9 protein-coding genes are annotated in these 11,660 nt (G+C 61.1%); 8 read left to right on the forward strand and 1 reads right to left on the reverse strand.

Annotation, left to right across the window (positions count from 1 at the left end; genetic code table 11):
- The first annotated feature begins 149 nt into the window (after window positions 1-149).
- Window positions 150-1,418, forward strand: coding sequence for a malic enzyme-like NAD(P)-binding protein (locus AB7M23_RS07775; RefSeq protein WP_454240552.1), 1,269 nt, complete (start codon window positions 150-152; stop codon window positions 1,416-1,418).
- 267 nt (window positions 1,419-1,685) lie between these two features.
- On the opposite strand, the gene AB7M23_RS07780 is transcribed toward AB7M23_RS07775, so the two are convergent.
- Window positions 1,686-4,112, reverse strand: a complete 2,427-nt coding sequence (locus tag AB7M23_RS07780; RefSeq protein WP_454242155.1) for a penicillin-binding protein 1A — start codon at window positions 4,110-4,112, stop codon at window positions 1,686-1,688.
- A gap of 183 nt (window positions 4,113-4,295) precedes the next feature.
- Between AB7M23_RS07780 and pilM the strand changes: the two genes are divergently transcribed.
- From pilM to AB7M23_RS07815, 7 genes are all read left to right on the forward strand, one after another.
- Window positions 4,296-5,219 (forward strand): type IV pilus biogenesis protein PilM, encoded by a 924-nt coding sequence (pilM, locus tag AB7M23_RS07785; protein ID WP_454240553.1) that lies wholly within the window; start codon window positions 4,296-4,298, stop codon window positions 5,217-5,219.
- Window positions 5,219-5,761: a PilN domain-containing protein gene (locus tag AB7M23_RS07790; protein ID WP_330522226.1), complete on the forward strand. Its 543-nt coding sequence runs from the start codon at window positions 5,219-5,221 to the stop codon at window positions 5,759-5,761. Before pilM ends, AB7M23_RS07790 begins: the two co-directional genes overlap by 1 nt.
- A complete protein-coding gene (locus AB7M23_RS07795; protein WP_454240554.1) occupies window positions 5,758-6,699 on the forward strand; it encodes a pilus assembly protein PilP in 942 nt (313 codons plus the stop codon). Before AB7M23_RS07790 ends, AB7M23_RS07795 begins: the two co-directional genes overlap by 4 nt.
- A 57-nt stretch (window positions 6,700-6,756) precedes the next feature.
- Window positions 6,757-7,977 (forward strand): type IV pilus secretin PilQ, encoded by a 1,221-nt coding sequence (locus AB7M23_RS07800; protein WP_454240555.1) that lies wholly within the window; start codon window positions 6,757-6,759, stop codon window positions 7,975-7,977.
- A 4-nt stretch (window positions 7,978-7,981) separates the two neighbouring features.
- Window positions 7,982-8,500 carry a shikimate kinase AroK gene (aroK, locus tag AB7M23_RS07805; protein ID WP_065758209.1) on the forward strand — a complete coding sequence of 173 codons (519 nt, stop codon included), beginning with the start codon at window positions 7,982-7,984 and terminating at the stop codon, window positions 8,498-8,500.
- A 94-nt stretch (window positions 8,501-8,594) separates the two neighbouring features.
- Window positions 8,595-9,692 carry a 3-dehydroquinate synthase gene (gene aroB / locus AB7M23_RS07810; protein ID WP_099773337.1) on the forward strand — a complete coding sequence of 366 codons (1,098 nt, stop codon included), beginning with the start codon at window positions 8,595-8,597 and terminating at the stop codon, window positions 9,690-9,692.
- A gap of 16 nt (window positions 9,693-9,708) precedes the next feature.
- Complete coding sequence (locus AB7M23_RS07815) at window positions 9,709-11,352, forward strand: AAA family ATPase (protein ID WP_454240556.1); 1,644 nt, start codon at window positions 9,709-9,711, stop codon at window positions 11,350-11,352.
- Window positions 11,353-11,660 lie beyond the last annotated feature (308 nt).

Raw genomic sequence — 11,660 nt, forward strand, 5'->3', positions numbered from 1 at the left:
GTACACACTGAAAGCCTTGCAGGACGCGGCTCTTGGCAGAAAGTCGTAGGTTAAAGGCCTTGACACTAGTGACCGGGCAGTCTTGTCGGCCCCTTGCTCTTTGCGTATCCTCGGCGGCTCGTCAGAACAGTAAAAGCGGAATGCCCATCATGTCAGATTTGAAAACTGCCGCTCTCGAATACCATGCTCAGCCTCGTCCGGGGAAACTGAGCGTCGAGCTCACCAAGCCTACTGCGACTGCTCGCGACCTGGCCCTGGCCTACAGCCCGGGCGTCGCCGAGCCGGTACGTGAAATCGCTCGCGATCCAGAGCTGGCCTACAAGTACACCGGCAAGGGCAATCTGGTAGCAGTCATTTCCGACGGCACTGCCATCCTCGGCCTGGGTAACCTGGGCCCTCTGGCTTCCAAGCCTGTCATGGAAGGCAAGGGTGTTCTGTTCAAGCGTTTCGCCGGTATCGATGTGTTCGACATCGAAGTCGACTCGGAAAGCCCACAGGCGTTCATCGACACCGTCAAGCGTATCTCCATCACCTTCGGTGGTATCAACCTGGAAGACATCAAGGCGCCAGAGTGCTTTGAGATCGAACGTGCTCTGATCGAGCAGTGCGACATCCCGGTATTCCACGATGACCAGCACGGTACTGCGATCGTGACCGCTGCGGGCATGATCAACGCCCTGGAAATCGCTGGCAAAACCTTGGGCGAGGCGAAAATCGTCTGCCTGGGCGCCGGCGCTGCTGCCATCTCCTGCATGAAGCTGCTGGTGAGCATGGGTGCGCAGATCGAAAACATCTTCATGGTTGACCGTACTGGCGTTATCCACGCTGGCCGTGACGACCTGAACCAGTACAAGGCGGTGTTCGCTCACGCTACCGAGAAGCGCACCCTGTCCGAAGCGCTGGAAGGCGCTGACGTGTTCGTAGGCCTGTCCGGCCCGAACCTGCTGAGCGCTGAAGACCTCAAGCGCATGGCGGCCAACCCGATCGTGTTCGCCTGCTCCAACCCGGATCCAGAGATCTCGCCGGAACTGGCTCACGCCACCCGTAACGATGTGATCATGGCCACTGGCCGTTCGGACTACCCGAACCAGGTCAACAACGTACTGGGCTTCCCGTTCATCTTCCGTGGTGCCCTGGACGTTCGCGCCAAGCGCATCAACGAAGAGATGAAGATCGCTGCCGCCAACGCCCTGCGTGAGCTGGCCAAGCTGCCAGTGCCGAAGGAAGTGTGCGACGCCTACGGCGGTATCGCCCTGGAGTTCGGTCGTGAGTACATCATTCCGAAGCCAATGGATGCTCGCCTGATCACCGTGATCTCCGATGCTGTGGCCAAGGCTGCGATCGAGACCGGTGTGGCAACCCTGCCGTATCCGCAGAACTACCCGCTGAAAAGCGTGGATGACGTGTTCAACGGCTAAGCCGTTGTAGCGCTCCAGCAAAAAGCCCCGGCGCGTGAGCGTCGGGGCTTTTTTTGTGCGCCGTAGAAGCCATCGCAGTGCCAGCGAGTCCGCGGCGCCTGCATCGTTGGCAAGCCAACTCCCACAGGAATCCGCGCAGAACACTGCATCTCTGTAGGATCAGGCTTGCCTGCGATGCAGGCGCCGCGATAGGGCTGTACCCCAACGATGACGCCGTCGCCTGCAAGAGCCGTACTCCTGCGGTGTAGGAGTACGGTTGCGATGGCGTCAGAACAGGTCGATCGGAGCCGCTTCATCTGCGGGCAGCGGGCTGCCCGGCAGGTTGCTGTTGCCCAGTTCGTTGACTGACGGCGGTGAGTCTTCAGCCTTGAACAGTTCAAAGTAGGCGTTTGGCGTGCTAGGTGTCGCTGCACGACCACTGGCCGGGTCAATTCGCAGGCTGAGGATGCCCTCCGGCTCTGCCAGGGTGTGCGCAGGTTTGTCCTTCAGTGCTGCGCCCATGAAGTTGATCCAGATCGGCAGGGCTACCGTGCCGCCATACTCGCGATGGCCGAGGGTCTCGGGCTGGTCGAAGCCCGTCCACACCGTGGTGGTGTAGTCGGCGTTGTAGCCAGAGAACCAGGCATCCTTGGCTTCGTTGGTGGTGCCTGTCTTGCCGGCGAGGTCGGTTCGCCCCAGGACCATCGCCCTGCGCCCGGTGCCACGCTTGATCACGTCTTCCAGCATGCTGGTAAGGATGTACGCGGTGCGGCCATCGATTATACGTGGCGCGATCACTGGCGCTTGCACCATGGCCGCCGGGTTGGCGGTATCGACGCTGATTGGTCCGGCTTCGGGGGCGGCAATGCCGTTCTGGTCTTCATTACCTTGCGGCACGCGCGCCGGGTTTGCAGTGAACAGTGTTTCGCCGTTACGGCTCTCGATGCGTTCGATCAGGTACGGGGCGATCTTGTAGCCGCCGTTGGCAAAGGTGCTCCAGCCGGTGGCGATCTCCATCGGGGTCAGGGTTGCCGTGCCCAGGGCCAGCGACAGGTTGCGTGGCAGGTCCTGTTTGTTGAAGCCAAACTTGGTGATGTAGTCGATCGTGGTGTCGACGCCCATGCTCTGCAGCAGGCGGATCGAAACCATGTTGCGCGACTTGTACAGTGCCTCACGCAGGCGGATCGGCCCAAGGAAGGTGTTGGTGTCGTTCTTCGGGCGCCAGACCTTGTCCAGGTATTCGTCGACAAACACGATAGGGGCATCGTTGACCAGGCTGGCGGCGGTGTAGCCGTTATCCAGTGCAGCACTGTAGATGAATGGCTTGAAGCTTGAGCCTGGCTGGCGCTTGGCCTGCATGGCGCGGTTGTAGTTGCTCTGCTCGAAGGAGAACCCGCCGACCAGTGCGCGGATAGCGCCGCTGTGGGGGTCGAGCGAGACCAGTGCGCTCTGCGCTGTGGGTACCTGGCTGAACTTCAGGATGCCGCTGCTCAGGCGTTGTACCCGGATCAGGTCGCCGATCTGGGCAACATCTGCAGGTTGTTGTGGGCTGCGGCCCTGGCTGTTGGTGCTGAGGAATGGGCGGGCCCATTTCATGCTGTCCCAGGCAACCGGCAGCTCTTCGCCGGTGCGGGTCAGGACATGCAGGCCGCTCTTGTCAACCTGGGTCACGATGGCCGGCTCCAGGCCACCCAGCGGTCGTTGTTTGTTCAGTTCCTGCAGCCATGCCGCACGGGTTTTGCCGGGCAGGCGCGATTCCGGTCCGCGGTAGCCGTGACGTTGGTCATAGGCGAGCAACCCTTCCAGCACGGCATTGTTGGCCATTTCCTGGAGGTCGCTAGGGACGGTAACCGTCACCCGGAAACCTTCTGTGTAGGCGTCGCTGCCGTAGCGGCCGACCATCTCGGCGCGGGCCATCTCGGCGATGTAGGGCGCGTTCACTTCAGGTGTCGGAACGTGGTAGCTGGCGTTGATCGGCTCAGCCAGCGCGCTCAGGTAGCTGGCTTCGTCGATTTTGCCAAGCTTGTACATGCGGCCGAGGATCCAGTCGCGGCGCTCTTTGGCGCGCACCGGATTGGCCAGCGGGTTGAAGCGCGAGGGCGCCTTGGGCAGGCCGGCGATCATCGCCATTTGCGCCAGGCTTACGTCACGAATCGATTTGCCATAGTAAACCTGGGCTGCGGCTTCAATGCCGTAGGCGCGGTTACCCAGGTAGATCTTGTTCACGTACAGCTCAAGGATTTCATCTTTGGTCAGTTCGCGCTCGATCTGCAGGGCCAGGAGAATTTCGTTGGTCTTGCGCGAGAAGCTGCGCTCGCTGCTCAGGAAGAAGTTCTTCGCCACCTGCATGGTGATGGTGCTGCCGCCACTCTGGATGTGGCCTGACTTGATCAATTGTGTTGCAGCGCGCATCAGGCTGCTCGGGTCGACCCCGTAGTGATTGGCGAAGTTGTCGTCTTCGGCAGCCAGCAATGCCTGGATGAAATGCGGCGGAATGTCGGCAAAACGGATGGGTGAGCGACGCATTTCGCCAAACTCGGCGATGAGCTTGCCGTCACTGCTGTAGACCCGCAGGGGGATCTGCAACTGGATGCTTCTGAGGGCCTCTACCGAGGGCAAGCTGGGGCTAAGATACAGAAACGCGCCGCTCAGACCGAGTACGAGCGCACAAATGACTGCGACGAAAGACCACCAGAAGAACTTCAGCAGGCGTATCAAGGCTTTGGGGTGTCCAGGTAAAGGAGTGAGTTGAGCACAGGCCCGGCAGACGTCAAAAAACGCTGGGCATTATAAGCAAATTTCACCTCCGCGCGTTATGCGAGCTCTTGTCAAGGTGCTCGATTGCCGCTGGCGCAAGCGCTGCGCGGTGGATGGTGACTATAAAAATAGGGAAAGCCAATGTTTGGACGTTTCGGCAAGGATGCCGGTTCACTTTTGGGTATTGAAATTGTCGCTACTGCCGTACGCCTGGTGCAACTGGAGCGTCGTGGGGGCGGTTGCGCAGTGCGCGCCTGGGCGATTGAGCCACTGGCTGCTGGGGCGGTGATCGATGGGCGCATGGTGGCGCTTGATGTGATCGCAGCGGCGTTGGCCCAGGCATTCAGGCGCAGTGGCGCTACAGCGGTTGATGCCGCACTGTCGCTGCCGGCATCGGCGGTCATGTGTTGTGAGGTGAAGCTGCCGCGTGGGCTCGGTGAGGCCGAAATGGCTGACCGTTTGTCTGACGAGCTTGCAGGCAGCATCCCTTACCCGCTCGATGACGCAGCCATCGACTTTCAAGTGATGGGTGTCAATGCGCAGGCGCCGGGCGCGCTCGATGTGGCGGTGGCGGTATGCCGCTGGGATGCGCTGGAGGTGATCGAGGAGGTCCTGGCGCTGGCTGGCCTGTGCCCACAGGTTGTCGATATCGACAGCCATGCCTTGCGGCGGGTTGCCTGTCGGGCGTCAGGTGAGGTGTCTGCGGTGCTAATGGTCGAGACAGACCATCTTGTCTTTCATCACCTGCGCGAGGCCGGTGAACACCGTCGGGACGAATTACGGGGCGGGGATGCGGCCCTGCAGTTGGAGTCCATTGTGCGTGCGCTCGACCACTGGTTGCTGGATAGCCTGGAGCGTGGCCGCGGATCAATGCCGGAGCAGTTGCTGTTGGCGGGTACTGGCGCCACTGCGGCGCTTGCCGAGCAGTTGCAGCCGAGGTTGGGTATTGCCTGCTCGGTGCTTGACCCCTTTGACGGCATGCTCGGTGTGCGGGATGGCGCATTGCGTGCAGCGGCGCCTTGCCTGGCGATTGCCAGCGGCCTTGCGCGCAGGAGCTTTGACTGATGCGGCGGGTCAACCTGCTGCCGTGGCGCGAGGCCAGGCGCCAGGCACGGGGCAAGCAGTTGCAGGCAATGCTGGTTGCAACGCTCGTGCTGGGAGGCGCAGGCGTGTACCTGGTGGATCGTGCAGTCGAGCGGCGGCTAAGCGGACAGGAGGCGCGCAATGCAGGGTTGCAACAAGACAGTGAGCAGCTTGATGAGTTGATCGCCCGCCTGTCCGATCTGGCAGAGCAACGTGATGCCTTGCTGGAGCAGTTACAGGACGTTGAGGTGCTGCAGGAGGGCCAGGGATTCGACGTGCTTGAACGTTTGGTTTACGCCGTGCCGCAGGGTGTACAGCTTACCGGATTGCTCTTTGAGGCTGCGCAGTTGAATGTCTCGGGGTTGGCCCCTTCAAGTGCAGCGGTTGCCCGCTTCCTGCGTAACCTCGGCACCGTTCCGGGCTTGCAGAGGCCTGAGCTGCAGGATGTGCAGTCGAGCGGAACGGGGGTGGCTTTTCAACTGCTGGTGGGCGTGCAGTTAGCTGATTCGGAGCCTGCGCCATGAGCCGGTTGGTAATGCTTGCCGGCCTGGAGTGGGGCGTGCTGGGCAGTTGGTCCTGGCGGGCGAAGGCCGCGCTGCTGGCAGCCTCCTTGGCTGTCGTGACAGGGTTAGGCTACGGGTTTCAGGTGCGTGATGGGCTGCTGGATCTTGAGCGCTCCATGGGCCGAGAGGCAGCGCTCAGGGGCGAAATTGCCGAAAAGTCGGTGCAGGCCGCGCTGTCGGAGGGCTATCACCAGCAGATCGATGCCTTGCAGCACCGTCTTGAGTCTGCAAGGCAGCGGTTGCAGCAGGGCGGTGTTGCAAGCTTGCTGGAGGATGTCGCGCGGCTGGGCGACGGGCTTTGGGTCGAGCAGTTCAAACTGCTTGATGAGGTGCCTCATGCCTACTTTATCGAACAGCCGCTGGAATTGAACGCCATAGGCGCTTATCCACAACTGACGGCCTTGCTCGCCGGTCTGGCCGGGCTGTCCCGTATCGTCACCTTGACGTCGTTGCAACTGGCCCCGGCGGAGGCGAAGGCACCGGGGCAACTGCAGCTGCGCCTGCTTGCCAGTACCTATCGTGCTGGCGATCAGTCTAAGGCGCTGGAGCATGCCCTGTTGCCGGTGATCGTCGACGCTTCAGCGCCACTGCCACATGATCCGTTTGCTGCCGTTGAGCCACTTGAGTCGCGCACGCTGCTTGAGCGGCTTGCGCTTGAGCAGTTTGAAATGGTCGGCAGCCTGCGCGGCCGGCAGGGGAGAGTGGCTCTGCTAAGAGGGGCGGGTTCGATACACCGTATTCAGTTGGAGGATCGCTTGGGGCCTGATCACGGACGCGTCGTGGCCATCAGCGAGCATCAAGTGGAGCTTGTCGAGCAAGTGTTCATTGAGGGCAGGGGCTGGCTTGAGCGGCCCCGAACCCTTGCGTTGAAGCAGGCGTACCGAGGAGACGGTCGCTGACACTGGAGGTCATGGATGAGCAAGCGGTGTTGGGTGTTTGGGGTGTTTTTTTTAGTCATGGCAGACACAGATCTGCGTGCGGCTGTATCGACAGGCCCTTATGTTGGGGAGCCATTGTCGCTGAACTTTCAGGATGTCGAGGTGCGTTCGGTGTTGCAGGTGCTGGCCGATTTCACCGAGCTGAATCTGGTCACCAGCGATGCGGTGCAGGGCACTGTCACCCTGCGCTTGCAGGACGTGCCTTGGGATCACGCGTTGGACCTGGTGTTACGCAGCAAGGGGCTTGGCAGGCGTCTGGACGGTAATGTGCTGATGGTGGCACCGCTGGAAGAATTGGCGGGGCTGGCGACATTGCAGCGTGAGGTGTTGCAGGTCACGCATGCCAGGGCCGCAGATATCGCGGAGCTCTACCTGGGCTTGTTCACAGGGGATGCAGCAGGCGCTGAGCGCGGTGCGATCGTGATTGATGAACGCACCAACACGATTCTCGCGAGCCAGACTTCGGCGCGCCTTGACGAGTTGCGCCAGCTCGTCGCGCAACTGGATGTGCCCGTGCGTCAGGTGCTGATCGAGGCAAGGATCGTTGAGGCCAATGTCGACTACGAGAAAAGCTTTGGCATTCGCTGGGGCGGTGAGTTGAGCCTGGGCGCTGGCGTGGCGCTCTACGGGCCGGGTGAGGTGGGGCGGCCTTTTGTCGACCTTGGGGCGGAACGGGCGAGCTCGGGTATCGGCTTGGGGTTGGTTCGTGACAGCCAATTGCTGGACCTTGAGCTCACTGCGATGGAAAAATCCGGTAACGGGGAGATCATCTCGCAGCCCAAGGTGGTGACTGCTGACCGAGAGACTGCTCGGATCCTCAAGGGGACCGAAGTGCCTTATCAGGAGTCGGGCGCCAATGGCACCACCTCGATCACCTTTCGCGAGGCGTCCCTGTCACTTGAAGTGACGCCGCAGATCATGGCGGACAACCGTGTGGTGATGGCCGTCAAGGTGACCAAGGATGAGCCTGATTACCTCAATGCCCAGGCTCAGGTGCCGCCGATACGGAAGAATGAGGTCAACGCCAAGGTTCAGGTGGGTGATGGGGAGACCATCGTGATTGGCGGGGTGTACTCGACGGTGCAAAGTAAAGTGGTCGATAAGGTGCCATTTTTGGGCGATGTGCCGTATGTTGGGCGGCTGTTTAAGCGCGATGTCGTACAAGAAAAAAAATCTGAGCTGCTGGTCTTCCTGACTCCGCGTATCATGAGTGACCAGGCGATTGCTGTGAGTCGTTGATTCTGTGCGAAATTTGATACTTGTTGGGCCGATGGGTGCTGGCAAAAGCACCATTGGCCGTCTGCTTGCCAAAGAGCTGCGTCTGCCGTTCAAGGATTCCGATAAGGAAATCGAGCTGCGTACGGGCGCCAATATCCCATGGATCTTCGACAAGGAAGGCGAGCCGGGATTTCGTGATCGTGAGCAGGCGATGATCGCCGAGCTGTGCGAGGCCGATGGCGTTGTGCTTGCAACCGGCGGTGGTGCCGTGATGCGTGAAGCCAATCGCCGGGCATTGCATGCCGGTGGGCGAGTGGTTTACCTGCATGCCTCGGTTGAACAGCAAGTCGGGCGCACCGCGCGTGACCGCAATCGACCGTTGTTGCGTACCGCCGATCCTGCTGCGACCTTGCGTGCCTTGCTGGAGCTGCGCGATCCGCTGTACCGGGAGATCGCCGATCTGGTCGTCGAAACCGACGAACGGCCGCCGCGCATGGTGGTGCTGGATATTCTCGAGCGCCTGGAGAAGTTGCCGCCCCGTTAGGCTATCCTCGGCGGCCAGTCATGCCGTGACAGGGCACCTCGTTACTGCGCGGGCCGCGCTATTGCTCCCGCGCCCTAGTTCATTGTGGGGAAACATGCAGACACTTAAGGTCGAGTTGGGTGAACGTAGCTATCCGATCTACATTGGTGAGGGCTTGCTGGATCAGCCCGAGTTGCTGGCGCCGCACATAGCGGGTCGGCAGGTTGCCATCGTTTCCAACGAGACCGTTGCCCCCCTTTATCTGGAGCGCCTGACCCGTACATTGGGCGCTTATTCAGTGCTGCCAGTGGTATTGCCGGATGGCGAAGCCTTCAAGAACTGGGAAACCCTGCAGCTGATTTTCGACGCCCTGCTGACCGCGCGTCATGATCGTCGGACCACCATTATCGCCCTTGGCGGCGGTGTGATCGGTGATATGGCCGGTTTTGCGGCGGCGTGCTACCAGCGTGGCGTGGATTTCATCCAGGTGCCGACCACGCTCCTGTCGCAGGTCGACTCCTCGGTGGGCGGCAAGACCGGTATCAATCATCCGTTGGGCAAGAACATGGTCGGTGCGTTCTATCAGCCCAATGCGGTGCTGATCGATACCACCAGCCTGAATACACTGCCGGCCCGCGAACTGTCGGCAGGCCTGGCGGAAGTCATCAAGTACGGCCTGATCTGCGATGAGCCGTTCCTGGGCTGGCTGGAAGCGAATGTCGATGCCCTGCGCCGGCTTGATCAAGCCGCGCTTACCGTTGCCATTCAGCGCTCCTGCGCGGCCAAGGCTGCCGTGGTCGGCGCTGATGAGCGTGAGTCCGGCGTGCGCGCCACGCTGAACCTGGGACATACCTTCGGTCATGCGATCGAGACTCACATGGGCTATGGTGTCTGGTTGCACGGTGAAGCCGTTGCCGCTGGCACAGTCATGGCGCTGGAAATGTCCATGCGTCTGGGCTGGATCAGTCAGCAGGCCCGAGATCGGGCCATCCGCCTGTTTCAACGCGCAGGCCTGCCGGTGGTGCCTCCACAGGAAATGACCCCGGCGCATTTCATGGAGCATATGGCAGTCGACAAAAAGGTACTCGACGGTCGCCTGCGGCTGGTGCTGTTGCGCCAGTTGGGTGAGGCCGTGGTTACCGACGACTATCCAAGAGAGATTCTTCAGGCCACGCTGGACGCGGATTACCGCGCGATCGTGGCCCAGCTTTGAGGTTGATAAGAGTTCGATGACTAGTTTGCATGCCGACGAGGCCTTTCTCGGCCATTACCAGTTGAGCCACGACCCCTTCGCTGCGCGGGTGCCTGGTTTCAAATTCTTCCCGGCCCAGCGCAAGCCGGTGTTGGGCCAGCTCCATCACCTGGCGCGTTACAGTCAACTATTGCTGGTGGTCACCGGGCCACTGGGCAGCGGCAAGACCTTGCTGCGCCAGGCCCTGGTCGCCAGTACCAACAAACAGTCCGTACAGAGCATTGTGGTCTCGGCACGTGGGGCCAGCGATGCCGCCAGTGTGCTGGGGCAAGTCGCCCAGTCGTTGAACCTGGCCAAGGCCGAGGTTCCAGAGATTCTCGCTCAGGTGGTGCAGTTGGCGCTGACCGGGCAGGAAGTCTATTTGCTGGTCGATGATGCGGAACAACTCGACGAGTCGGCACTCCAAGCCTTGCTGGAACTGGCTGCGGGCACTCCTGAGGGGCGTCCGCACGTGTTCCTGTTCGGTGAGCCGTCACTGATCGCCGGGCTGGATGCGCTGAATGCCGAGCAGGAGCGCTTCCACATCATTGAGCTGCAGCCTTACAGCGAGGATGAAACCCGGGAGTACCTGGAGCAACGCCTGGAAGGTGCCGGAAGTGGCCTCAATGTGCTGACCAGTGAGCAGATCGCCGATATTCACGAGCATTCGGAGGGTTGGCCTGGCGTAATCAACCAGGTTGCCCGGGATGCCTTGATCGAAGCCATGATTGCCAGCCGCACGACGGCGAAGCGACCATCAATGGGGTTCAAAATGCCTAAGAAGCACGTACTGGCGTTGTCTGCTGTGGTAGTGGTCGCCGTTGCGGCGGCAGTGTTGATGCCCAAGAAGGGCGACCAGGCGCCTGCCGGAGCGCCTGCAGAGCAGGCACAGCTGCCATTGGGCCAGGGGCAGCCAAGCACTGCCCAGTCCAAAAATGGTGGCCCGGCCATCGAATTTGCTGGCTCCTCGCAGCCTATGCCATTGCCACTGGTGGGGCAGTCTCAACCGGTGATGCGTGGTCCGCTGGCTGAAGCGGCGGGCATGGGGGACGGTGATGAAAGTACGCCTGCTGGCGAAACTGCATTACAGCCGCCTACTGTGACGACCATCGCACCCCCTGCTGGTGTTCCCGCTGGCCCTGCACCGACACCTGCCCAACCAGTAGCGTCTACTCAGGTGCAACCTGCTGCGCACGCTCAACAAGCCCCCGTCGCCGCTGCCAGCAAGCCAGTTGCACCTGCGCCTGCACCTGCAGCGAAGCCTGCGTCTGCCCCTGTGCAGGTCGCCGCGGCCAAGCCGGCGCCGAAACCGGTAGAAAAGCCGGCGGAGAAACCAGTCGCGAAGGCCGCCGCCGGTGGTAACTGGTATGCCGGGCAAAAGCCGAGCAACTATGTGGTCCAGATCCTCGGTACCAGCTCTGAGGCGACGGCTCAGGCCTATGTCAATTCTCAGGGTGGCGACTATCGCTACTTCAAGAAAAACCTGCAGGGCAAGCCGCTGTTCGTCGTTACCTACGGCAACTTTGCCAGCCGTGATGCCGCACTTGCTGCAATCAAGGCCTTGCCAGCCAAGGTCCAGGCTGGTAAACCTTGGCCTCGTAGTGTTGCCAGCGTCCAACAAGAGCTGGCAGCGACCCGCTGAAATAGCTCGGTGGCACCACCCCCGCCACCTGCTGAGCGTCTCCTGAATTTCGGTCAAGCCTGCTGCGCCATGCGCGGCAGGCTTTTCTGTCCCAGACTGACGGCCAAAAGCCATTGCAGTCCAGGCTGAAACGCTTCAGACTCAAGCGAAGCCGCTATCACGGCAGTGCTTATAAAACATTCAAAAATGCGACATGGATTTGCGCGATTTCGTCGCCAAATTTGTGGGCTACCTTGTCGCTGTGCAACAATGACTGCCCTTTTGCCCCCGCAAAGCTGGCGTTCGTTCGGCGTGGATGGTAAGTGGTT

Source organism: Pseudomonas sp. HLS-6 TE3448 (genome assembly GCF_053629555.1).